This window comes from Streptomyces sp. NPDC004561, from assembly GCF_053602155.1.
Map to the genome: position 1 here is coordinate 1 of NZ_JBSGDB010000102.1, position 22303 is coordinate 22303.

Below are 22303 nucleotides of genomic sequence, written 5' to 3' on the forward strand. Positions count from 1 at the left end.
GTAGATGCTGCCGAGCTCCAAGCCCGGCTGCAACCTGCCCTGGCAACTCCTCGCCGCCATCGGCAAGGTGGAGTCGGGCCGGGGTGAGGAAGTGGTCGTGCGGCGGCCGCGGGTGCCGGAAGGCGAGGCCGTGCTTGACCAGGGCGGCGAGCTGGGCGTCCGTGCCCCGCAGCCGGCCGGTGACCGGGTCGGCGGCGTCGATCATCCGCCGCTGGGCGGCGGTCGGCGGTCGGGTCACGGCGCGCTCCTTCCGGTGTCCTGCGGTCACGCGGCCGCCGTACGGGCGGTTCATGTGCAGCGTACGACCGGGCTCTGACAACGGGCCGGGACCGCCGGGGCGCTCAGCGGGGCCGGATGTTCCACCCGGCGATCACCGGCCGCCCGTGCTCGGTGCCGAGGCGGCACAGGGTCCCCGTCGCCAACTGGAACAGCGCGCCGTGCCGCGGGGGCAGGCCCAGGCGGCGGGCGGTCAGGACGCGCAGGAAGTGCCCGTGGGCGACCAGCACGACGACCCCCTCGGTGTTGGCGAGGGCGGCGTCGACCTTGGCCAGCATCCGGTCGGCGCGCTCCCCGACCTGCTCCGGGGTCTCGCCCGGATGCTCCGGCGGCCCGGGCGCGACCCCGTCGGTGAACAGGAACCAGCCGGGCCGGCTCCGCTGGATCTCCACGGTGGTCACGCCCTCGTACCCGCCGTAGTCCCACTCGCGCAGGTCGGCGTCCACCCGGGCGTCGTGGATCCCGATCAGCTCGGCGGTCTCCCGGGCCCGCTGCAGCGGGCTGACGAACGCGGCCCCGATCCGGTGCGAGCGGATCAGCGGCACCAGCCCGCGGGCCTCCTCCCGGCCGTGCTCGGTGAGGGGTACGTCGGTCCAGCCGGTGTGCCGTCCGGACCGCGACCACTCGGTCTCACCGTGCCGGACGAGAAAGAGGTCACCCATGCCAGCGCCCTTCCCACTCGCCTGCCAGCACGGTGACACAGCCTCCCCGGGCCCCGCAGCCCGGACTCGCCCGGAACCGGCCCCTTTCTCCTGCGCCCCAGGAGCGGAACGCACAGCTCCGCTCATCATGCGGGTCGGGCGCTCCCCGCCCCGGGCCCTGGACGGGCCGTCAGGAACCGGTGGGGGTGCGTCGTGGCGGCTCCATGGCGATGGTGTCCCCGCAGGCGTCGATGGCCGTGGGCCTGTGGTGCGCGTCCGTCACGGGGACGGTGGTGCGGGTGGAGTCGTGCGGTGCCGAGACCACCGCCTCGTTCTGTCGCACGCACCAGGTGCCCGCGCCCTTCGTGCCGCCGGGCGTGTAGCGCAGGTCCACGGTCGCCGCGGCCTTACCGGGCAGGGCGAGGGAGGCCGGGTGGCCGTGTCCGGCGCCCTCGATGCTGTCCGCCTTGCCGTTGTGGATCTCCACGCCCGGGTAGCCGTCGAACACACAGGCTCCCGGGCCCTTGTTGACGGCGGTCAGCCGGGCGTCGGGCCGTGCGCCGCCGTCCGCGCCCCCGCCGAGCAGGACGAGGGACCACGTCAGTGAGGTGGTACGGCAGGGCGGCGCGGACGCGCCGGACGTGTGGGACGTGTGGGGCGTGGTGCGGGTGGTCGTGCCGCAGGCCGTCAGCGCCAGGGCGGCCGTGAGCAGGGCGAGTGGGCCGGTCAGCCGGGTCGTCGTTCGCATGGTTCCCCCTTCGAACGGGTCAGTTGCCGGGGTTGACCAGCGTGTTCTCGGTGCCGAGAGTCGTGGTGGCGGTGTCGGCGTACAGCGTGGTCTCGCCGTCGGACCAGCGGACGACCAGGTCGTTGCCGTGGTGGTCGGCGGTGAAGTCGCCGGTCGCCATCACCTGGGCGTGCTGCCAGGTGCCGTTCGGGCCGAGCACGCGGGTCCTGGTGCCGGGCCCCGCGGCCGAGGTGCCCGCGTAGCTGTCGAGCGAGCCGTCCGCCCAGCGCACGAGCAGGTCCGAGCCGTCCTTGCCGCTGAAGTTCCCGCCGGTCAGCAGCGCCGTCTTGGTCCAGGTGCCGTTCGCCGCCAGGAGCTGCTTGCCGCTGCCGAGGGGGCGGGGACCGACGCCGGTGTACAGGGTCAGCTTCCCGTCGGCCCAGCGGACCAGCAGGTCGGTGGCCCCCTGGGCGCCGTGGAACTGCCCGGCGGTGAGCTGTACGGCGTTCTTCCAGACGGAGGCGGGCTTCTCCAGCTGGACCTCCCTGCCAAGGCCGCCGGTGCCGACGTCCGGGTACAGGGTGACCTCGCCGTCGGACCAGCGCACCAGGAGGTCGGAGCGGGCGTCGCCGGTGAAGTTCCCGCCGGTGACGGAGCGGGCGTGGGTCCAGGTGGTGTTGGGCTTCGACAGCCGCTTCTCGGCCGTGAACCCGCCCTTGCCGTCACCGGGATGCAGGGTGACCCCGCCGTCGGACCAGACGACGAGCAGGTCGTCGAGACCGTCGCCGGTGTAGTCGCCCGCGGCCATCAGCGTCGCCTTGCGCCATCTGCCCGGGCCTCCCGGCAGGACATCCGCCAGGCCCTGGTACTGCGGCAGGTCGGCGGGCGGGTCCTGGCCGGCCACCGCGTCGGCGAGCAGGTTCTGGGCGTCGGCGCCGAACGCCGGGGCGTAGCTGATGTAGTCGACGTCCGCGTCGTTGCCGCCGCCGTTGTAGCCGCCCAGGTTGCCTATGACATGGCCGGTGCCCGCGTCGTCCTTGTAGTCGGTGATCCAGGGGCTGCCGGACACCCCGCCCCAGTAGCCGCCGCAGGTCATCGACATCTGCCGGTAGCCGGGCAGTTGACTCGTCGGCACCGTGCACTTCACGGCGCTCCCGGCGCCGTTGTGCCGGTACGACGGGTAGCCGACCACGGTGACGTTCTTCTGGGCGTAGCCGGAGGGCCGGGTGAAGGTCAGCCCGCCGCCGACGGCGTCCTGCAGGGTCTGGCCCTGCTGGTTCGGCGAGACCCGGGCGAACGCGGTGTCCAGGTCGGACCAGGGCTTCTTGGTGGTCGACGACCCCTTGTCCGGCACGTACCGGGGGTCGACGAAGACGTGCTGGATGTGGAAGATCCCGTACGGCTGCCCGTCGGGTGCGGCGCCCTTCGCGAACTTCGGGACGAAGACGTAGTCGCCCTTCATGCTCAGGGCGCAGTGGGCCGCGGTGAGGACGACGTTGCGCACCTGGGTGTCGATCACGCTGCCGGTGCAGTGCCAGGTGGTGCCGCCCGGCCCGTCGGAGCCGAAGAACGTGCCGATCAGCCGGCTTCCGCCGAACAGGGTGCCCTGCGGTCTGCCGGCCGCCGCGAGCGAGTGACCCGGCCCGTCCGGCGCCCCCCGCACCGCGTCCAGCGGCCGGGCCTGCGCCATGCGTTGCGCGGTCCAGAAGCGGGCCGCCTGCCGGGCTTCCCGCCCAGCGGACGGGTCCGGCGGCGACGGCGACTTCGCTTGCGCGGCCGGCGCCGCGAGTCCGACCGCCGCCCCGCACATCATGGCGACGGCGACGGACGTCCAGCGTATTGGGTACGACAACGGTGCTGCTCCCCCTGCTCCGACGGAACTCCCGGGGAGAACAGCGGCGCGACGCTGGTCAGGCGTCCACCGACGGCCAAAGGCCACGGACTTGGTGACGGTCCCCCCGGATCATGTGAGGTGATCTTCGCACGAACGGCACGTGTCGTGCTAATGCTGCCGGTACCCGCCGAGAAACCGACCGATCCGCCCGATCGCCGCTTCCAGGTCGTCCGCGTGCGGCAGCGTGAGGATGCGGAAGTGGTCGGGGGCGGGCCAGTTGAAGCCGGTGCCCTGGACCACCTGGATCTTCTCGCGCAGCAGGAGGTCCAGGACGAACCGCTCGTCGTCCTGGATCCTGTGCACCTTCGGGTCGAGGCGCGCGAACGCGTACAGGGCGCCCTTGGGCTTCACGCAGGACACGCCCGGGATCTCGTTGAGCTTCTCCCAGGCCACGTTGCGCTGCTCGTACAACCGCCCGCCGGGCACGGTGAGTTCGCGGATGGACTGGCGGCCGCCGAGCGCCGCCTGGATGGCGTACTGGGCGGGCGCGTTGGCGCACAGGCGCATGGAGGCCAGCATGGTCAGGCCCTCCAGGTAGTTCCTCGCGTGCTGCCGGGGGCCGGTGACGACCAGCCAGCCGGAGCGGAAGCCCGCCACCCGGTAGGTCTTGGACAGGCCGCAGAAGGTGAGGACCACCAGGTCGGGGGCGAGGGCGGCGGCCGAGTGGTGGACGGCGTCGTCGTACAGGATCTGGTCGTAGATCTCGTCGGCGAACACCATCAGGCCGTGCCGGCGGGCCAGGTCGAGGATGCCCTCGACGACCTCCTTCGGATAGACCGCGCCCGTCGGGTTGTTCGGGTTGATGATGACCACGGCCTTGGTGCGATCCGTGATCTTCGCCGCCATGTCGGCCAGGTCCGGGTTCCAGTCGGCCTGTTCGTCGCACAGGTAGTGGACCGCCTTGCCGCCCGCGAGGGTGGTGGCGGCCGTCCAGAGCGGGAAGTCCGGGGCGGGGACGAGGATTTCGTCGCCGTCCTCGACCAGGGCCGTCACGGCCATGGAGACCAGCTCCGAGACGCCGTTGCCGAGGAAGACGTCGTCGACGCCGACCTCCAGGCCAAGGTTCTGGTAGCGCTGGGCGACCGCGCGGCGGGCGGAGAGGATGCCGCGCGAGTCGGTGTAGCCGTGCGCCTGCGGCAGCATCCGGATCATGTCCTGGAGGATCTCCTCCGGCGCTTCGAAGCCGAAGGCCGCGGGGTTGCCGGTGTTCAGGCGCAGCACGCTGTGCCCCGCCTCCTCCAGCGCGTTGGCGTGCTCGATCACCGGGCCGCGGATCTCGTAACAGACCTCGCTGAGCTTGTTCGACTGCCGGAACTCCATGCGCCCCTCCGGAAACTCGTGTTGCTTGGTTTTACCAAGTGACAGCTTGGAAAGTCCAACAACACGTCTAGACTGCGTCGCATGCCACCTCGCCGAAGCTACGACCAGTACTGCTCCGCAGCCCGCGCCCTCGACCTCGTCGGCGACCGCTGGACCCTGCTGATCGTCCGGGAGCTGCTCGGCGGTCCCCGCCGCTACACGGACCTGCACGCGGACCTGCCCGGCGTGAGCACGGACGTACTCGCCTCCCGGCTGAAGGACATGGAGCGCGACGGGCTCGCCACGCGACGGCGGCTGCCTCCGCCGGGGGCCGCGTTCGTGTACGAACTCACGTACCGCGGGCGCGCGCTGCTGCCCGTGCTGCAGGCGCTCGGGGCATGGGGCGAGGCCGAGCTGGGGGAGCGGCGGCCGACCGACGCCGTGCGGGCCCACTGGTTCGCGCTGCCCCTCCTGCGGGCGCTGGAGGGCGAGGGGCTGGTCGAAGTACGCCTCGAAGAGGGCGAGTTCCACCTGAGGGCCGGTTCGCAGGACGGCCCGGTGTACGGCGACGGCCCGGCACCCGCCGAGCCCGACGCGCGCCTGGTGATGGACGCGACGACCTGCGAGGCCGTCGCCCGGGGTGAGACGAGCCTGCCGGAGGCGGTACGGGACGGCCGGCTCACGGTGACCGGAGACGGCACACTGGCCAAGTCCCTGCGGGACCTCTGAAGGCTCCGCCGCAAGAGAGAAGGCCCGCCGAGGCGGGCCTTCCACTGCGACGCGTCACACGTTCGACGGTACTCGGGACGGCCGCCCCGACCCCCGCGTCAGCGCGTAGCCGCCGATACCGGCCAGCGCGGCCAGCAGGCCGCCGATCGCCGTCCACACCCAGCGATCGGACCACCAGCCCGACGACCAGCCGTCGTGCGAGCCGAAGCTGGACAGCACGGCCGTCTTCGAACCGCCCTTGTCGGCCTCGGACTTGACGGCGATCCCGGGAACCAGCGGCTTGCCCAGCGAGCCGTCCACCGCCGCCGCGCCGCCGATGTCCTTGGAGTCGGCGCGCACCTCGGCGCTCACCGGCTGACCGAGGTCGGAGGCGGCGAGGTCCACGACGGTCAGCCGGATGTAGTACGTGCCCGGCAGCGGGTCGTCGGCCCACGGCTCGGACCAGCCGCGCACGGTGCGCAGCACAAAGGCCAGCTCCACCGAGGAGGCGTCCTGCGCGGCGGTGCGGGTCGCCGCTCCGTACTGGCAGGCCTGCCGGCGCCGCAGCCCGTCGTACACGTCGAGCTGCCAGGTCTCCGCCCCGTGCGTCGGGGGGAGCTTCACGGTCGCGTTGACGGTCGGCCGCTGTCCCGTGTCCGCCGGGAACGACCAGTACAGGTAGTCACCGGTGGAGCCGGACGCGGTGCCCTGCTGATCCTGCTCCAGCTCGGTCGCCGTACGGAAGGAGGTGCCCGCCCGGGTCGGCGCCTTGCCGTCCGCGGAGCCGTCGCCCGAGGCGCTCGGGGACGGCGAGGAGTCGGCGACGGCCGGCCCGGCGGCCAGCCCCAGCGCCAGCAGCGCGGCGCCCAGCACACGTGTGATCCGCATCAGTTCGTCCTCCAGACCGCGACCCGCCAGCGCGACAGCCAGCCCCACAGCAGACCCGCCACGAAACCGGCCGGCACCAGCGCGCCCAGCAGCCACCAGCCGCGCCCGAGACCGAAGGCGGCCACGTCGTGCGCCGTGCTCGGCCCGTCCACCACGTCGACGGTCAGCTCCAGCGGCAGACCCGGCGTGGTCTTCACGCCCGCCGTCGCGGAGAAGGAGTCGGTGACCTGCAGACACACCGTCTCCGCGGGCGCGTTGTCGTCGTCGCTCGACGGCTTCGGGTAGCGCAGACCGGTGGAGACGACGTCGGTACGGCCGGTGCCGGCTGCCTCGCCGCGCACGATCTCCCGCCCGTGCAGGGTCACCGCCCGCAGCAGCACGCCGTAGTCGGGGTTGACCGCCCGGTCGTCCGCCACGCTCACCGAGGCCCGCAGCTCCTTGCCCGGGTCGACGTCCACCTTGTACCAGCGCTGCTGCCCGAACTCCTCGCGGTCCGTGAAGAGGCCGGACCTGAGCGTCGGCGCCGTCTCGCACTGCGCCGCGCCCTCGGTGGCCACCGGCGTCACCACCGGATCGGCCGCACGGTCGACCAACTGGCCGACGCGGCTCGACAGTTCCTCCTTGTGCCGCACGTCGGTGTAGGTGCCGCCGGTCGCGTCCGCGATGCAGCTGAGCTGGTCGCGGGTCTTGGCGTCCGGCACCAGACCGAGGGTGTCGATGGTCAGGCCGATGCCCTTGGCGGCTATCTCCCGGGCCACCTCGCACGGGTCGAGCGGCTGGCAGGTGTCCTCGCCGTCGCTGATCAGGACGATCCGGCGGGTGCCGTCGCCGCCGCTGAGATCGTCCGCCGCCTTCAGCAGCGCGGGCCCGATCGGCGTCCAGCCGGTCGGCTGCAGCGTGGCCACCGCCGTCTTGGCGTCGGTCCGGTTGAGCGGGCCGACCGGGTAGAGCTGTGCGGTGTCCTTGCAGCCCTCCTTGCGGTCGTTGCCGCGGTAGTTGGCGCCGAGCGTGCGGATGCCGAGCTTCACCTCCTGCGGAGTCGCGTCGAGTACATCGTTGAACGCCTGCTTCGCCGCGGCCATCCGGGTGCCGCCGTCGATGTCCGCGGTCCGCATGGAACCGCTGACGTCCAGCACCAGTTCGACCTTCGGAGCGGCCTGCTCCGTCTCGTCGGCGACCGCCGAGGTGGGGAACGCGAGCCCGGCCGTCAGGGCGGCGAGCAGAGCGCACACTCCCGCCGCCAGCCGTTGTCTTCTGATCATCGGCGGATCCTATTGATCAACCGGGTCGGGCTCCAAAACGAGCGGGTTGGGCAGCGCCGTCCACTGGTCGCCCGGGATCCGCGGGGACATCCGCATGAGCGTCAACGCCTTGACGGGCACCGGCCCTTCACGCAGGGCCGTGAGGTCGGGGGTGTCCGGAAGATCCGGCACGGCGGCCGCCAGGGCCGCCCCGAGGGCCGGGCCGGAACCGGCCGTGCCGGCCAGGGCGCCGGCCACCAGGGAGCCGAACAGCTTGCGGCGCAGGGTGGTTTCGTCGTCGTTGATCAGCCGGCCGGTGAGGGCGGGAGGGGTGATGCCGTGCCGGACCAGGCGGGCGGGGCTGATCCGGACGTCGGCCAGATCGCGGTAGACCAGACGCCGGGGGGTGCCGTCGGCCGACAGGACCACCAGCAGGTTCTGGCCGTGCGCCTCCAGGGCCACGCCGAGATCGAGCAGGCGCAGGCCCACCGTGAGCGCGAGGCGGGTGAACTCGGCCAGCCAGGCGGGGGAGTCCGGCAGCGCGGTGGTGGCCAACGCGGCCACCGGCATGATTCGTTCGCCGGGGCCCGCGTACTGCTCGGGCGACTCCCGCAGCAGCGCGGCCAGATCGGGCGAGTGGGAGGTGACCGCGCCCAGGGTGCGGGTGACGTCCAGCAGGCCGTCCGTGCGGCCCGCCAGTTCCGCGGCGAAGGAGGACAGCGTCGCCGCGGCCCCGACCGAGTACGTGGAGATGTCCCGCACGGAGGACGTCAGCCGGGCGCTCAGCGCGGTCTTCACATGCGGGCCGCCGGGCAGGGCCAGCGTACGCAGCGACATCAGGGGGTGCGCCGGGCGCCAGTCGTCGTACGACCGCTTGAGCACATGGGCCGTCTGCCAGGGGTGCACCGGCACCAACAGCCGGTCGCCGTCCCGTAGTTCCTCCGGCCACTCCCCGGTCACCAGGCACTCGGCGGCCGGCGCCGGCACCGTGCCGAGCCGCACCACCGGCCGGTGCTCCGGGCCGTACGCCAGCTGGTCCGCCACCGAGAAACCGGGACGGGACCGGCAGCCCGGGTGGAACGGGTGCCCGTCCACCACCCGCTGCTCCCACTCCCAGTCTTCGGCCGGCCACTCCTTGGAGTGATCCGCGTCGGCCCGCGACAGCGCCACCGAGGCCACGCTGTGCGCCAGCTCGGCCGCGAAGGCGGACGCGTGCGGCACCGCGAGGGCGTCCATCAGCCGGGCCGGATCGTCGTGGCGCTCGCGGTCGAGGCGGACACCGGTGACGTACGCGCTCGTGGCGTACGGATCCGCGTGCGGCCCGTGCAGCGTCCGCCCGTCGGCCAGCCGCAGGGCCAGGCCGTGCCTCCCGCGCACCCGGCCGGTGAGCCACGGCAGCGGCTCGTGCGCGAGCGCCCGCCACAGCCGGGTCAGCACGGCCGCCCGGGCACCGGGCAGCTCCGCCGCGTACCGGGGCAGCAGACCGGGCCGTACGACGGCCAGTTCCTCGGCGACCTCGGTCTCGGCGGTGGGGGAGTGGGACACGTTCGGCTCCTCGGTTGCGGGCAGCACGCGGCACGATGGTCGGGGACGACAGAAGACATACTGAGCATGTCCGGGCCCCCGGGCGAAGAACGATTCGGGCCCCCGACGAAGAACGAATGGATCGCGTGGACCTCAAGCCTCCCGCAGACGACGCCGGCCGCCGCGCCGACGCCTACGCGGCCGCCCCCCTCCTCAACTGCCTGCTCCGGGAGGTGGCCGAGCCGGTCCCGGACCCCGGGCAGCGGCCGGTCCACCGGCTGCCCGGCACCGGGCGGCTGCTGCGTGTGCGCCCCGGGCGGCGCCCCGCCGACCCCGAGGTGTGCGTGGCCGGGGTCTGGCACCGGGTCGCCCACCCGGAACTGGTCAAACTGGTCGCCGAGGAACTGCGCCGGCACACCGGGCTGCCGGGCGGCGATCTGCCCGAGGAGATGATCGACAGCCGGGACGCGGTCGCCGCCCTGCTCACCGCCCGTGCCGGGGCAACGGCGCCCGAGGACCCCTACCTGCGCTCCGAGCAGTCCCTGCTCATCGGCCACCCCTACCACCCCGCCCCCAAGGCGCGCGGCGGCGGCCCGGTCGCGTCCTGGCTGCCGTACGCCCCCGAGGCCCATGCCCACTTCCCGCTGGTGCTGCTCGGCGTCCGCGAGGACCAGGTGACCGAGGAGGGCGACACCGGCGCCCTGGACGCCCTCGGCACCGCCCCGGCCGGCTACCGGCTGCTGCCAGCCCACCCCTGGCAGCTCGATCTGGTCGCCGGCGACCTCGCGCCGGCCTTCGCCGACGGCCGCCTGCTCCGGCTCGGCACCACCGCCTTCGACACCTGGCCGACGGCGGCGATCCGGACCGTGTACGAGCCCCGGCGCGACCTGTTCCTGAAGTTCAGCCTGGACGTCCGCATCACCAACGACATCCGCCGGCTGTGGCGGCACGACCTGCTGCGGCTGCGCCGCACCGACACCGCGGCCGGGCACGCCCTCGCGGCGCTCGGCCCGTCCGCGGGCTGGCTGAGCGACCGCGGATACCGCACCGCGTCCTTCGCCTTCGAGGAACTGGCCGTCCTGGTCCGGGACGGGCTGCGCGGCCATCTGCTGCCGGACGCCACCCCGCTGCTCGCCGCGGGCCTGGCCGAAGGCTTCGACGGCAGCCCGCTGGCCGCCGCGGCGGACCCGGCGGCCTGGTGGGAGGCGTATCTGCGGCAGGTCGTCCCGCCCGCCCTCGCCGCGTTCGACGAGCACGGGGTCGTCCTGGAGGCGCACCTGCAGAACACCCTCGTCGCCGTCGACGCGGCCGGTACGCCCGTGCAGGCGCTGTTCCGGGACGCCGAGGGCGCCAAGCTGCTGCCGGACGTGACGCGCGCGGCGGGCTGGGAGCGGCTGGTGTACTGCCTGGTCGTCAACCACCTCACGGAGATCGCGGGCGCCCTCGTCGAGCACCGTCCCGGCCTCGACCCGTGGCCCGCCGCGCGCCGCGAACTCGCCCGCCACGGTCTGCCCGAGATCCCCGCCCTGCTGGCCTCGCCCACCCTGCCCGGCAAGACCAACCTGCTGCTGCGCTGGACAGGCGCGGACGGCGCGGACGCCCGCTACCTGCCCCTGCCGAACCCGCTGGCGGGCCGCTGATCGGACGACGGGCCCTAGCGGACCGTGCCGAAGTCCTGGGTCCAGTAGCTGCCCGGCTGCGCGAGACCGACGCCGATCTCCTTGAAGGAGCAGTTGAGGATGTTGGCCCGGTGGCCGGGACTGGACATCCAGCCCGCCATGACCTGGTCCGCCGTGGAGTAGCCGTAGGCCACGTTCTCGCCGTAGCTGCTCCAGTTGTAGCCGGCGGCCGTGATGCGGTCGCCCGGGGACGACCCGTCGGAGCCGGTGTGCGACATGTTCTGGTGGGCCGCCATGTCCGCGCTGTGGGCCTGCGCGGCCTTGGTCAGCGTCGAGTTCAGGGTCAGATCCTGGCAACCCGCCTTGGCGCGCTCGGCGTTGACGAGCTGCAGGATCTGCGCGGTGACCCCGGACGCCGTGGCGGTGGCCTTCGGGGCGCTCGGCGCGGCCGGAGCGGCCTTGGGCGTGCCGGCCGGGGCAGCGGTGGCCTGGGGGGTGCTCGGGGCGGCCGCCGCCGTGGGCTGGTGCGTCGGGCTCTGCTGCGCGGGGCTCGGGGGAGCGGCGGCCGGGGCCGTGGGCGCCGCGGCGGCCAGCGACGTGCCGGCCGGTGCGCCGGCGTGGTGGTGGTGGCCGTTGCGGTGGTGATGCCGGAGTGCGTGGTGCCACTGCGGAGTGGGAGTGGCGGTGGCGGCTACGTCGGCCTGGCCCGCGGTGCCGTTCGGCCACTGGGAACAGGCCAGCGCGGCGGAGGGCACGCCCACGGCGCCGATGGCGACGGTGGCGATGACTATTCGCCGGTAGTACTGGGTCTTGCGGTGCTTGCCCATTCGTTCAACCTCACTCGGTGATCGCCGGGCACTCATTCTCGGGACGGCTTCACACGGAACGCAAAGGCGGCTTTCTACTACACCGCTTCGTAGGCGCGGACGGCCCTTGTCACGCGAGCCGAGAACTGCCGACTTCGCATTCGTGATCTTTGCTCGCTCCTGGCGCACTGTCAGGAGGACGCCGACGGCGACGAATACGGGAGGCCTCCGAGCGGGAGCCGGACCCCCGATCGAAGAGGGGCCCGCCACCATGGCAAGACGGACAAATCCCATATGTCGCCGGAGCTGTTCCTACTATCCGGCATGCCTAGTGGCCGACTTCCCTGTGAGGGATGTCACCCGGCCCACCTGTTCTAGGCTGGCCGGTGTGCTGCGCGACGTGACTGCTGTTCGATACGTGACCCCGCTGCGCTCCGGGGGCTCCGTGCCCGGAGTCGTGGAGGCGGACGACCTGGGCACGTACGTCGTGAAGTTCACCGGTTCCGCGCAGGGGCACAAGGCGCTGGTCGCGGAGGTGATCGTCGGCGAGCTCGCCCGCGCGCTCGGCCTGCGCTTCCCGGAGCTGGTCCTGGTCCACTTCGACCCCGCGATCGCCGCCGCCGAGCCGCACCAGGAGGTGCGCGACCTGCACAGCGCGAGCGCCGGGGTGAACCTCGGCATGGACTATCTGCCGGGCGCCCGCGACCTCACCCCGGAGATCGCCAGGGCCTTCCCGGTGGACCCGCAGGAGGCGGGCCGCATCGTCTGGCTGGACGCGCTGACGGCCAACGTCGACCGCACGGTCCACAGCTCCAACCTCATGGTGTGGCCCACGCTCGGCACCGCGCCGCCGCGTCTGTGGCTCATCGACCACGGCGCCGCGCTCGTCTTCCACCACCGCTGGGACACCACGACCCCGGGCAGGAGGTACGACTTCCGGCACCACGCCCTCGGCCACTACGGCCCCGACGTCCGGGCCGCCGACGCCGAACTCGCCCCCCGTGTGACCGAGGAACTGCTGCGCGGGATCGTCGCCGAGGTGCCCGACGCCTGGCTGGCCGAGGACGCCGGGTTCGCGACGCCCGACGACGTCCGGGACGCGTACGTCGGCTATCTCCTCGCGCGCCTGCGGCTGTCGTCCGAGTGGCTGCCCACGGACTTCCCGAGCCGCGAGCAGCTCGCGGCCGAGGAGGCCGCCCGCGCGCGCAGGAACCGGGCGGGCCGCCCGGACTGGCTGAAACGGGTCCCCGACCTGCACGGCAAGCCGGCCGCGGAACAGGACTGGTCGGTGCACCTCGGATGACCGACATCGGGCGCGTCGGGATCGAGTACCGCACCCGGCGCCGGAGGCACCCTCGCGCGGCCCGAAGCGGGCCGGACGCGTCCGAGGGCCCCGGGAGGGTCCCGGGGCCCCTCGGACGAGCCTGTCTCCTGTGGGTCAGCCCTTGAGCTGCTCGTAGGCGGGCAGGGTGAGGAAGTCGGCGTAGTCCTCGTCGAGGGCGACCCGCAGCAGCAGGTCGTGCGCCTCGTGCCAGTGCCCGGCCGCGAAGGCCTCCTCGCCGATCTCCTTGCGGATGGCGTCCAGTTCCTCGGCGGCGACCTTGCGGGCCAGCTCGGGCGTGGCCCTGTCGCCGTTCTCGAACTCGACGCCCGCGTTGATCCACTGCCAGATCTGCGAGCGGGAGATCTCGGCGGTGGCCGCGTCCTCCATCAGGTTGAAGATGGCGACCGCGCCGAGCCCGCGCAGCCAGGCCTCGATGTAACGGATGCCGACCTTGACGGCGTTGACGAGACCCGCGTACGTCGGCTTCGCGTCGAGCGAGTCGATCGCGATGAGGTCGGCGGCCTCGACGTGCACGTCCTCGCGCAGCCGGTCCTTCTGGTTCGGCTTGTCGCCGAGGACCCGGTCGAAGGACTCCATGGCGATCGGCACCAGGTCGGGGTGGGCGACCCAGGAGCCGTCGAAACCGTCGTTCGCCTCACGGTCCTTGTCGGCACGGACCTTCTCGAAGGCGACCTTGTTGACCTCCGCGTCCCGGCGCGAGGGGATGAAGGCCGCCATGCCGCCGATCGCGTGCGCGCCGCGCTTGTGGCAGGTGCGGACGAGGAGTTCGGTGTACGCCCGCATGAACGGCGCCGTCATCGTCACCGCGTTGCGGTCCGGCAGGACGAACCGGGCTCCGCCGTCACGGAAGTTCTTGACGATGGAGAACAGGTAGTCCCAGCGGCCGGCGTTCAACCCGGCGGCGTGGTCGCGCAGTTCGTAGAGGATCTCCTCCATCTCGTACGCGGCCGTGATGGTCTCGATCAGGACGGTGGCGCGGACGGTGCCCTGCGGGACGCCGACGTAGTCCTGCGCGAACACGAACACGTCGTTCCACAGCCGCGCCTCGAGGTACGACTCGGTCTTGGGCAGGTAGAAGTACGGGCCCTTGCCGAGGTCCAGCAGCCGCTGGGCGTTGTGGAAGAAGTACAGGCCGAAGTCGACGAGGGCGCCGGGCACGGCACGGCCGTCGGTGTCGGCGAGGTGCCGCTCGTCCAGGTGCCAGCCGCGCGGGCGCATGACGACGGTCGCCAGCTCCTCGTCCGGCCGCAGCGCGTACGACTTGCCGGACGCCGGATCGGTGAAGTCGATGCTGCGGGTGTAGGCGTCGATCAGGTTGGCCTGGCCGAGGACGACGTTCTCCCAGGTGGGCGCGGAGGCGTCCTCGAAGTCGGCGAGCCAGACCTTCGCGCCCGAGTTGAGCGCGTTGATGGTCATCTTGCGGTCGGTGGGGCCGGTGATCTCGACGCGCCGGTCGTTCAGCGCGGCCGGGGCCGGAGCGACCCGCCAGGAGTCGTCCGCGCGGACGGCGGCCGTCTCCGGGAGGAAGTCGAGCGTGGAGGTGCGGGCGATCTCGGCGCGGCGCTCGGCCCGGCGGGCCAGGAGTTCGTCACGGCGCGGGGTGAACCGCCGGTGCAGCTCCGCCACGAAGGCGAGCGCCGCGTCCGTGAGTACCTCCTCCTGCCGGGGCAGGGGCTCGGCGTCGACGATGGCCAGCGGGGACGGCGCTGGTGCGGACATGAGCTGTCACTTCCTTCAGCGGTGGCACTTAGTGCCTAGCGGCACGAATGGGACGGACAGCGCCCGCTGTGCGGTCAGGCGCTTCTGAGCAGTGGATAGTAGTTTCCTCATCGTGGAACTTCAATGGTTTGTTGATGTCGAGATTCTCTGGGTCGAGGCAAGGTGGCGCTCGGTGCCACCCCGTTCACTCAAGGTGGCTCAGATCGGCCTCGGTGTCGATGTCGTACGTCTCGGCCACGTCCGCGCACTCCACGAGCCGGATCCCGTCTTCGTGCGCCTTCAGGTAGGCGCGGGCCCCGCGGTCACCGGTGGCGGCCGCCGCGACGCCCGGCCAGTGGGCCGCGCCGAGCAGCACGGGGTGCCCGCGCACACCGTCGTACGCGGCCGAGACCAGGGAGTGCTCGTCCTCGTACGCGGCGAGAACCCGGGCCACCGCTTTCGGCCCGATGCCGGGCTGGTCGACGAGCGAGACCAGCGCCGCGCGTGCCCCCGTGCCGGCCAATGAGGCGAGTCCGGCCCGCAGGGAGGACCCCATGCCCTCGGCCCAGCCGGGGTTGTCGACGAGTACGCAGCCGGCCAGCTCGGCGCGCTCGCGGACCTCGTCCGCCCGCGCGCCCAGCACGACGTGGATCCGGCCGCACCCCGCCGCGCGCAGCACTCCGGCCGCGTGTTCCACCAGGGGGCGCCCCCGGTGCCGCAGCAGTGCCTTGGGGCGCCCCCCGAGGCGTCTGCCGCCCCCGGCGGCGAGCAGCAGCCCGGCCATGTCCTCGGTGTGGTCCTGGTTCTCCGTCATGAGTCCTGCATACCTGACGGCGGCCCGGGCGGCCGCTCTCCCCGGGCTGAATTTCGGTCCGCGCTGTGGCGCTCCCGGACGGGGTGGCGTTTACTGACCCGCGCACGACGCCGTGCCTGGGGAGGGCTGTGTTGCGGAGCGTGGGACAAAGGCCAGTGACCGTCAGTGACGAGGACCCGAGGGTGACGGAACTGCGGACCGCGGTGTCCCGGCTCCGTCGCGAACTCGCCGCGCATCCGGCGGAGTTCCCCGACCGCGTCATAGCCGAGGACGAACTGGCCGCCCTGGCCGCGATGGCCTCCGGCGGCGCGCCCGAGATCCCGCGCCTGCGCAGGTCCCTGTTACTGATCGCGGGCGCGATCGGCTCGGTCAGCGCACTGGCCCGGGGCCTGACCGGGGTCCGCGAGGCGGTGGACCTGTTCGGGGAACCGCCTCGGCGGGGGTGAGGGCGCCAGCTTCAGGGCACGCGGGGGCACCGACCGCCTCGGCGGGGGTGAGGGTGCCTGCGTCAGGGCGCGCGGGGCCGCCGACGGCCTCGGCGGGGCTGACCCCGATGGGCACTGGATGGTGTGCGAAAGGCGTCGACGCTCGGCCGGCGTCGGCTTCTACGCGGTGCCCGAGCTCGCCAGCGCCTGGGACAGTTCCAGGGCGACCTGCTGGAGCACCGGCACGATCTTGTCGGTGGCCGCTTCCGTGACCCGCCCGGCCGGTCCGGAGATGGAGATCGCCGCGGCCGTCGGAGACTCGGGCACGGACACCGCGAGGCACCGGACCCCTATCTCCTGCTCGTTGTCGTCGACCGCGTACCCCGCCTGGCGCACGTCCGCCAGCGCCGCGAGAAAGCCCTCGGGTGTGGTGATCGTCTTCTCCGTGGCGGCCGGCATCCCCGTACGGGCCAGCAGCGCCCGCACCTCGTCGTCCGGCACGCTCGCCAGCAGCGCCTTGCCCACGCCGGTCGAGTGCGGCAGCACCCGCCGGCCGACCTCGGTGAACATCCGCATCGAGTGCTTCGACGGCACCTGCGCCACGTACACGATCTCGTCGCCGTCCAGCAGCGCCATGTTCGCCGTCTCGCCGGTCTCCTCCACCAGCCGGGCCAGATAAGGCCGCGCCCAGGTGCCGAGCAGCCGGGACGCCGACTCGCCGAGCCGGATGAGCCGGGGCCCGAGCGCGTACCGCCGGTTGGGCTGCTGGCGTACGTACCCGCAGGCGACCAGCGTGCGCATCAGCCGGTGGATGGTCGGCAGCGGCAGCCCGCTGCTCGCGGACAGCTCGCTCAGGCCGACCTCGCCGCCCGCGTCCGCCATCCGCTCGAGCAGGTCGAAGGCGCGCTCGAGGGACTGGACCCCGCCTCCGTTGGACTTGGCGGAGTCGGTGGTGCTGGCGCTGGACGTCGGCACGGCGCGTTCCTTTCGGGGCTGACGGGAGGGCTGAAGCCTACCCGGCGGCCGGTTGACTCCCCGCTTGTACGTAGCTACGTTCTGCCTGCTGGAATTCTAATTCCACGTTGTGGAAACGTCCAGAGTGGACGCCCGCCGACCCCTGTTCAGAAGTGTGCCTCTTGACGGCGGGGAAGGGGGAGTGAAGACTCCTTCAACAGAACGTTGAAATCCGTTACGTGGCTGTAAATCCCGTTTCCTGGGCGTAAAACGGCGGTACAGAGAGGGGTTCGGGTGTCCGACGCTGAACTGGTGCTGCGCTCGACGCGCGTCATCACTCCGGAGGGGACGCGGGCCGCCACGGTCACCGTGACCGCCGGAAAGATCACGGCCGTACTGCCGTACGACGCCGAGGTCCCGGCCACGGCACGCCTGGAGGACGTCGGCGACCACGTGCTGCTGCCCGGCCTGGTCGACACTCATGTCCATGTGAACGACCCGGGTCGCACCGACTGGGAGGGCTTCTGGACCGCCACGCGCGCGGCGGCGGCCGGCGGCATCACCACCCTGATCGACATGCCGCTCAACTCCCTGCCGCCCACCACCACCGTCGACCACCTGCGGGTCAAGCAGGACGTGGCCCGGGACAAGGCGCACATCGACGTCGGCTTCTGGGGCGGCGCCCTGCCCGACAACGTCAAGGACCTGCGTCCCCTGCACGACGCCGGCGTCTTCGGCTTCAAGGCCTTCCTGTCCCCGTCCGGCGTGGACGAGTTCCCGCACCTCGACCAGGAGCAGCTCGCCCGCTCCATGGCGGAGATCGCCGGCTTCGACGGCCTGCTCATCGTGCACGCCGAGGACCCGCACCACCTGGCCGCAGCCCCGCAGCACGGCGGCCCCCGGTACGCGGACTTCCTCGCCTCCCGCCCGCGCGACGCCGAGGACACGGCCATCGCCGGACTGATCGCGCAGGCCCGCCGCCTCGGCGCGCGCGTGCACGTCCTGCACCTGTCCTCCAGCGACGCGCTGCCGCTGATCCGCGCCGCCCGCGCCGAGGGCGTCCACATCACCGTGGAGACCTGCCCGCACTACCTCACCCTCACCGCCGAGGAGGTCCCGGACGGCGCGAGCGAGTTCAAGTGCTGCCCGCCCATCCGCGAGGCCGCCAACCAGGACCTGCTCTGGGAGGCGCTGGCCGACGGCACCGTCGACTGCGTCGTCACCGACCACTCGCCCTCCACGGTCGACCTCAAGACCGACGACTTCGCCACCGCCTGGGGTGGCATCTCCGGCCTCCAGCTCAGCCTGTCCGCCGTCTGGACCGAGGCCCGCAGGCGCGGCCACGGCCTGGCGGACGTCGTGCGCTGGATGTCCACGCGGACCGCCGCCCTGGCCGGCCTGGACGCGCACAAGGGCGCCATCGCCCCCGGCCGCGACGCCGACTTCGCGGTCCTCGCGCCCGACGAGACCTTCACCGTCGATCCGGCCGGCCTCCAGCACCGCAACCGGGTCACCGCGTACGCCGGCAAGACCCTGTACGGCGTCGTCAAGTCCACCTGGCTGCGCGGCGAACGCATCGTCGCGGACGGCGAGTTCACCGAGCCGAAGGGCACGCTGCTCCGCCGCCCCCAGTGAGTCACCCCCCCGCCCCCGCACCTGGCCGACTCCGGAAAGGAACCCCTGATCACCGTGACGGCGCTGCACCCAACTTCCCCGGCCCGCTTCACCGGCGACGCGAACCCCTACGGAGGCGGCGACCCGTACGCGGACTACCGCACCGCCGACTTCCCCTTCACCCAGTACGCCAACCTCGCCGACCGGCAGCTCGGCGCCGGTGTCGTCGCCGCCAACGACGAGTTCTTCGCCCAGCGCGAGAACCTGCTGGTGCCCGGGCGCGCCGAGTTCGACCCCGAGCACTTCGGGCACAAGGGCAAGATCATGGACGGTTGGGAGACCCGCCGCCGGCGCGGCGCCTCCGCCGGGCACCCCTGGCCGACGGCCGACGACCACGACTGGGCGCTGGTCCGCCTCGGCGCGCCCGGGGTGATCCGCGGCATCGTCGTCGACACCGCCCACTTCCGCGGCAACTACCCGCAGGCGGTCTCGGTCGAGGGCACGTCCGTACCGGGCTCGCCGTCCCCCGAGGAACTCCTCGGCGACGACGTGAAGTGGACGACCCTGGTCCCACGCACGCCCGTCGGCGGCCACGCGGCGAACGGCTTCGAGGTCGGCGTCGAACAGCGCTTCACGCATCTGCGCGTCAACCAGCACCCCGACGGCGGCATCGCCCGCCTGCGCGTGTACGGCGAGGTCGTCCCGGACCCCGAGTGGCTGGCGACGCTCGGCACCTTCGACGTGGTCGCCCTGGAGAACGGCGGCCGGGTCGAGGACGCCTCCGACCTCTTCTACTCCCCGGCCACCAACACCATCCAGCCGGGCCGCTCCCGCAAGATGGACGACGGCTGGGAGACCCGGCGCCGCCGCGACCAGGGCAACGACTGGATCCGCTACCGGCTCGTCGCCCAGTCCCGGATCCGCGCCGTCGAGATCGACACGGCGTACCTGAAGGGCAACAGCGCCGGGTGGGCGTCGGTCTCGGTGCGGGACGGCGAGTCCGGCGACTGGACCGAGATCCTGCCGCGCACCCGGCTCCAGCCCGACACCAACCACCGCTTCATCCTGGCGGCCCCGGCCGTCGGCACGCACGCGCGTGTCGACATCTTCCCCGACGGCGGCATCTCCCGCCTGCGCCTGTTCGGCTCCCCGACCGAGGACGGCGCGGCCCGGCTGGCCGCCCGCCACCAGGAACTGGGCGGCTGACCCACCCCGCACGCGCGCGGGGCGCCCGGCCGGACAGCACCGGGCGCCCCGCGTGTCACCTCGGCCGACGTCGTCTCAGGCCGCGAACCCTCCGTCCACGTCGAACTCCGCTCCCGTGACGTACCCGGCGTCCGGACCGGCCAGGTACGTCACCGCCGCGGCGACCTCGTCGGCCGTGCCGTAGCGGCCCAGGGCCGTCATCGCAGCCTGGCCGGGGGCATGCGGACCGTCCGCCGGGTTCATGTCGGTGTCGATCGGCCCCGGATGCACCAGGTTCGCCGTGATGCCGCGCCCGCCCAGCTCCCGGGCCAGCGCCTTCGTCAGCCCCGTCAGCGCCGCCTTGCTCGTGGCGTACAGCGTCCCCCCGGGCCCCGGCACGCGCCGCGCGATGCAACTGCCGACCGTGACGATCCGGCCGCCGGACGGCATGAGCGCGGCCGCCGCCTGCGAGGCGAGGAACACCGCGCGCACGTTCACGGCGAGGACCTGGTCGACGTCCTTCGCGGTGAGCGTCTCCAGCGGGCCGAGCAGCCCCACGCCGGCGTTGTTCACCAGCACGTCGAGTCCGTCGAACACCTCCGCCGTACGCTCCACCGCGCCCGCCGCCCCGTCCGGGTCCGCGGCGTCCGCGCGCAGCGCCAACGCCCCGCGTCCCAGCGCCCGAACGGCCCCCACCACCTCCTCGGCGGCGTCCTTGCCGTGCACGTACGTCACCGCCACATCCGCCCCCGCGCGCGCGAGCCGCAGCGCGACCGCCGCGCCGATGCCCCGGCTTCCTCCTGTGACGAGGGCCACTTTGCCGTTCAGAGTTCCATGAGCTGTCATGCCTCCATCCCAGCCGTCGCGCCGTCCGTCCACCGGCGGCGAACGGACATCGACCTCGGCCGCCCGCGGAACTCTCCGGCACACCTGACGCGTTCTCCTCCTCGTGACCCTTCAGCAAGAGATCGTCGGCAACGCCATGCAGATGGCGGTCGTCAACCTGAACCCCGGCCAGACCGTGTACTGCGAGGCGGGGAAGTTCCTGTTCAAGACGACGAACGTGACCATGGAGACACGGCTGTCCGGGCCGTCGGGCAACGGGCAGCAGCAGGGCGGCGGGAGCGGTGGCATGGGCGGCCTGCTGCGCCAGGCCATGGGCACCGCCATGCAGGTCGGCCAGCGCATGCTGGCCGGCGAGTCCCTGGCCTTCCAGTACTTCACCGCCCAGGGCGGACAGGGCACGGTCGGCTTCGCGGGCGTGCTGCCCGGCGAGATGCGCGCCCTGGAACTCGACGGCACCCGCGCCTGGTTCGCCGAGAAGGACGCCTTCGTCGCCGCCGAGTCCACCGTGGAGTTCGGCATCGCCTTCGCCGGCGGCCGCACCGGCATGAGCGGCGGAGAGGGCTTCGTCCTGGAGAAGTTCACCGGGTACGGCACGGTGGTCATCGCCGGCGCGGGCAACTTCATCGACCTGAACCCGGCGGACTTCGGCGGCCGCATCGAGGTCGACACCGGCTGTGTGGTCGCCTTCGAGGAGGGCATCCAGTACGGCGTCCAGCGCGTCGGCGGCCTCAACCGCCAGGGGATCATGAACGCCGTCTTCGGCGGCGAGGGCCTGTCCCTGGCCACCCTGGAGGGCAACGGCCGGGTGATCCTGCAGTCCCTGACCATCGAGAGCCTCGCCAACGCCCTGAAGAAGGCCCAGGGGGGCGACAAGCAGGGCCCGACCGGCGGCCTGTTCTCCACGGACGTCGGCTGAACCGGTGCGTCACGGGCGCGCGCGGGGTCCGACGCGAGTCCTGCGAAGGTTCGGAGGAGAAAGGTTAACTCGCTGAAAACTCAGATGACTTGACGGGAAAATCTTCAACTTTGTCATTGACATGTCATTGTCTACGCGCGTCATCATGAGGCCATGAGATTCCCCCCACGCGCCACCCGCATCGGCGCCGCAGCCGCGATCCTGTCCGCTCTCCTGGTGGGCGGCACCGTCTCCGCCACCACGGCGAGCGCCTCCGACGCCTCCGTCGGCAGCATCTGCTACGGCGACCTGCCCTCGCAGGCCCACGACACCCTGGACCTCATCGACCAGGGCGGCCCCTTCCCGTACTCGCAGGACGGCACGGTCTTCACCAACCGTGAGGGCGTGCTGCCCAGCCAGTCCTCCGGCTACTACCACGAGTACACGGTGGTCACCCCCGGCTCTCCCACGCGCGGCGCCCGGCGCATCGTCACCGGCGAGGGGTCCCAGGAGGACTACTACACCTCCGACCACTACGCCACGTTCGACCTGGTCGACTTCTCCTGCTGAGCCGTTCGGCAGGACCCCTGAGAGCAGCGCGACACAGGTAGCACGACCCTCGCCCCGCGGCCTTCCCCCACCCAGGGACCGCGGGGCGAGCCGTTGCGGGGACGGGCGTCCTCGGCCGGCGGGCCCCGGACGGACGAAAGTCGGCACTGACGCGACTTTGGTAGCCGGTCACGCGCGCGAGGCGGTCACCGACCCGGCCCCCGCATAGATTTGTCGACCGTGAGAGACGACAGACCACCGGCGCCGACCGAGCACACCGTGGTCGACGCGGACAAGATCCCCGCCGACCAGGAGGGCCTGGACATCGGCCCGAAGACCCGAGAGCTGTACGCCT

The 22303-nt window shown here is 72.7% G+C and carries 20 protein-coding genes and 1 pseudogene; 8 read left to right on the forward strand and 13 right to left on the reverse strand.

The features are described from left to right. From ACWEN3_RS16100 to ACWEN3_RS16120, 5 genes and pseudogenes are all read right to left on the reverse strand, one after another. A pseudogene (locus tag ACWEN3_RS16100) lies at positions 1–238 on the reverse strand (hypothetical protein); the annotation flags it as partial. Positions 239–341: 103 nt separating this feature from the next. Further along, positions 342–938 carry a histidine phosphatase family protein gene (locus tag ACWEN3_RS16105; RefSeq protein WP_452970697.1) on the reverse strand — a complete coding sequence of 199 codons (597 nt, stop codon included), beginning with the start codon at positions 936–938 and terminating at the stop codon, positions 342–344. 169 nt (positions 939–1107) lie between these two features. After that, positions 1108–1665: a DUF4232 domain-containing protein gene (locus ACWEN3_RS16110; protein ID WP_452970699.1), complete on the reverse strand. Its 558-nt coding sequence runs from the start codon at positions 1663–1665 to the stop codon at positions 1108–1110. A gap of 19 nt (positions 1666–1684) precedes the next feature. Next, on the reverse strand, positions 1685–3496 hold the full coding sequence (locus tag ACWEN3_RS16115) for a trypsin-like serine peptidase (RefSeq protein ID WP_452970701.1): 1812 nt from the start codon (positions 3494–3496) through the stop codon (positions 1685–1687). Positions 3497–3646: 150 nt separating this feature from the next. After that, positions 3647–4858, reverse strand: a complete 1212-nt coding sequence (locus ACWEN3_RS16120; protein WP_452970703.1) for a pyridoxal phosphate-dependent aminotransferase — start codon at positions 4856–4858, stop codon at positions 3647–3649. An 81-nt stretch (positions 4859–4939) separates the two neighbouring features. Here ACWEN3_RS16120 and ACWEN3_RS16125 point away from each other — a divergent pair, with 81 nt between their 5' ends. Then, complete coding sequence (locus ACWEN3_RS16125; protein ID WP_452970705.1) at positions 4940–5566, forward strand: winged helix-turn-helix transcriptional regulator; 627 nt, start codon at positions 4940–4942, stop codon at positions 5564–5566. 54 nt (positions 5567–5620) lie between these two features. On the opposite strand, the gene ACWEN3_RS16130 is transcribed toward ACWEN3_RS16125, so the two are convergent. From ACWEN3_RS16130 to ACWEN3_RS16140, 3 genes are read right to left on the reverse strand one after another with little or no spacing between them, the layout of a single operon-like run. Next, entirely contained in the window at positions 5621–6433 is an 813-nt protein-coding gene (locus tag ACWEN3_RS16130) for a hypothetical protein (RefSeq protein WP_452970707.1), read from the reverse strand. Then, positions 6433–7695, reverse strand: a complete 1263-nt coding sequence (locus tag ACWEN3_RS16135) for a VWA domain-containing protein (RefSeq protein ID WP_452970709.1) — start codon at positions 7693–7695, stop codon at positions 6433–6435. Before ACWEN3_RS16135 ends, ACWEN3_RS16130 begins: the two co-directional genes overlap by 1 nt. A gap of 9 nt (positions 7696–7704) precedes the next feature. After that, entirely contained in the window at positions 7705–9219 is a 1515-nt protein-coding gene (locus ACWEN3_RS16140; RefSeq protein ID WP_452970712.1) for an IucA/IucC family protein, read from the reverse strand. A gap of 116 nt (positions 9220–9335) precedes the next feature. Here ACWEN3_RS16140 and ACWEN3_RS16145 point away from each other — a divergent pair, with 116 nt between their 5' ends. Then, positions 9336–10838 (forward strand): IucA/IucC family protein, encoded by a 1503-nt coding sequence (locus tag ACWEN3_RS16145; RefSeq protein ID WP_452970714.1) that lies wholly within the window; start codon positions 9336–9338, stop codon positions 10836–10838. A 14-nt stretch (positions 10839–10852) separates the two neighbouring features. Here ACWEN3_RS16145 and ACWEN3_RS16150 read toward each other — a convergent pair whose 3' ends face one another. Next, the gene (locus tag ACWEN3_RS16150; RefSeq protein WP_452970716.1) at positions 10853–11644 is read right to left on the reverse strand and encodes a CAP domain-containing protein; all 792 of its coding nucleotides are present in this window, start codon (positions 11642–11644) and stop codon (positions 10853–10855) included. Positions 11645–12011: 367 nt separating this feature from the next. Here ACWEN3_RS16150 and ACWEN3_RS16155 point away from each other — a divergent pair, with 367 nt between their 5' ends. Further along, positions 12012–12926: a HipA family kinase gene (locus tag ACWEN3_RS16155; RefSeq protein WP_452970718.1), complete on the forward strand. Its 915-nt coding sequence runs from the start codon at positions 12012–12014 to the stop codon at positions 12924–12926. Positions 12927–13061: 135 nt separating this feature from the next. Here the strand turns inward: ACWEN3_RS16155 and aceB are convergent, their stop codons facing one another. Together aceB and ACWEN3_RS16165 are read right to left on the reverse strand one after the other, a co-directional pair. Continuing rightward, positions 13062–14687: a malate synthase A gene (gene aceB, locus ACWEN3_RS16160; RefSeq protein WP_452970721.1), complete on the reverse strand. Its 1626-nt coding sequence runs from the start codon at positions 14685–14687 to the stop codon at positions 13062–13064. A 184-nt stretch (positions 14688–14871) separates the two neighbouring features. Next, positions 14872–15480 carry a nucleotidyltransferase family protein gene (locus ACWEN3_RS16165; RefSeq protein WP_452970723.1) on the reverse strand — a complete coding sequence of 203 codons (609 nt, stop codon included), beginning with the start codon at positions 15478–15480 and terminating at the stop codon, positions 14872–14874. A gap of 128 nt (positions 15481–15608) precedes the next feature. On the opposite strand from ACWEN3_RS16165, the gene ACWEN3_RS16170 reads away from it, so the two are divergent. Then, positions 15609–15926 (forward strand): DUF5955 family protein, encoded by a 318-nt coding sequence (locus tag ACWEN3_RS16170; protein ID WP_452970726.1) that lies wholly within the window; start codon positions 15609–15611, stop codon positions 15924–15926. A gap of 159 nt (positions 15927–16085) precedes the next feature. Here the strand turns inward: ACWEN3_RS16170 and ACWEN3_RS16175 are convergent, their stop codons facing one another. Next, positions 16086–16880, reverse strand: coding sequence for an IclR family transcriptional regulator (locus ACWEN3_RS16175; protein ID WP_452970729.1), 795 nt, complete (start codon positions 16878–16880; stop codon positions 16086–16088). A 273-nt stretch (positions 16881–17153) separates the two neighbouring features. Between ACWEN3_RS16175 and allB the strand changes: the two genes are divergently transcribed. Both allB and alc read left to right on the forward strand, forming a co-directional pair. Next, the gene (gene allB / locus ACWEN3_RS16180; RefSeq protein WP_452970731.1) at positions 17154–18494 is read left to right on the forward strand and encodes an allantoinase AllB; all 1341 of its coding nucleotides are present in this window, start codon (positions 17154–17156) and stop codon (positions 18492–18494) included. A gap of 54 nt (positions 18495–18548) precedes the next feature. Then, positions 18549–19679, forward strand: coding sequence for an allantoicase (gene alc, locus ACWEN3_RS16185; protein WP_452970733.1), 1131 nt, complete (start codon positions 18549–18551; stop codon positions 19677–19679). A gap of 75 nt (positions 19680–19754) precedes the next feature. Here alc and ACWEN3_RS16190 read toward each other — a convergent pair whose 3' ends face one another. Beyond that, on the reverse strand, positions 19755–20504 hold the full coding sequence (locus tag ACWEN3_RS16190) for an SDR family oxidoreductase (protein ID WP_452970736.1): 750 nt from the start codon (positions 20502–20504) through the stop codon (positions 19755–19757). A gap of 103 nt (positions 20505–20607) precedes the next feature. On the opposite strand from ACWEN3_RS16190, the gene ACWEN3_RS16195 reads away from it, so the two are divergent. Beyond that, entirely contained in the window at positions 20608–21420 is an 813-nt protein-coding gene (locus tag ACWEN3_RS16195; protein WP_452970739.1) for an AIM24 family protein, read from the forward strand. A 153-nt stretch (positions 21421–21573) separates the two neighbouring features. Beyond that, positions 21574–21969: a ribonuclease domain-containing protein gene (locus tag ACWEN3_RS16200; protein WP_452970741.1), complete on the forward strand. Its 396-nt coding sequence runs from the start codon at positions 21574–21576 to the stop codon at positions 21967–21969. The last annotated feature ends 334 nt before the right edge of the window (positions 21970–22303 follow it).

Excerpts from the sequence above, each read along its gene's own strand:
- ACWEN3_RS16105 (WP_452970697.1), bottom strand. The coding sequence starts at position 938 with ATGGGTGACCTCTTTCTCGTCCGGCACGGTGAGACCGAGTGGTCGCGG.
- ACWEN3_RS16110 (WP_452970699.1), bottom strand. The coding sequence starts at position 1,665 with ATGCGAACGACGACCCGGCTGACCGGCCCACTCGCCCTGCTCACGGCC.
- ACWEN3_RS16120 (WP_452970703.1), bottom strand. The coding sequence starts at position 4,858 with ATGGAGTTCCGGCAGTCGAACAAGCTCAGCGAGGTCTGTTACGAGATC.
- ACWEN3_RS16125 (WP_452970705.1), top strand. The coding sequence starts at position 4,940 with ATGCCACCTCGCCGAAGCTACGACCAGTACTGCTCCGCAGCCCGCGCC.
- ACWEN3_RS16130 (WP_452970707.1), bottom strand. The coding sequence starts at position 6,433 with ATGCGGATCACACGTGTGCTGGGCGCCGCGCTGCTGGCGCTGGGGCTG.
- ACWEN3_RS16135 (WP_452970709.1), bottom strand. The coding sequence starts at position 7,695 with ATGATCAGAAGACAACGGCTGGCGGCGGGAGTGTGCGCTCTGCTCGCC.
- ACWEN3_RS16145 (WP_452970714.1), top strand. The coding sequence starts at position 9,336 with ATGGATCGCGTGGACCTCAAGCCTCCCGCAGACGACGCCGGCCGCCGC.
- ACWEN3_RS16150 (WP_452970716.1), bottom strand. The coding sequence starts at position 11,644 with ATGGGCAAGCACCGCAAGACCCAGTACTACCGGCGAATAGTCATCGCC.
- aceB (WP_452970721.1), bottom strand. The coding sequence starts at position 14,687 with ATGTCCGCACCAGCGCCGTCCCCGCTGGCCATCGTCGACGCCGAGCCC.
- ACWEN3_RS16165 (WP_452970723.1), bottom strand. The coding sequence starts at position 15,480 with ATGACGGAGAACCAGGACCACACCGAGGACATGGCCGGGCTGCTGCTC.
- ACWEN3_RS16190 (WP_452970736.1), bottom strand. The coding sequence starts at position 20,504 with ATGACAGCTCATGGAACTCTGAACGGCAAAGTGGCCCTCGTCACAGGA.
- ACWEN3_RS16200 (WP_452970741.1), top strand. The coding sequence starts at position 21,574 with ATGAGATTCCCCCCACGCGCCACCCGCATCGGCGCCGCAGCCGCGATC.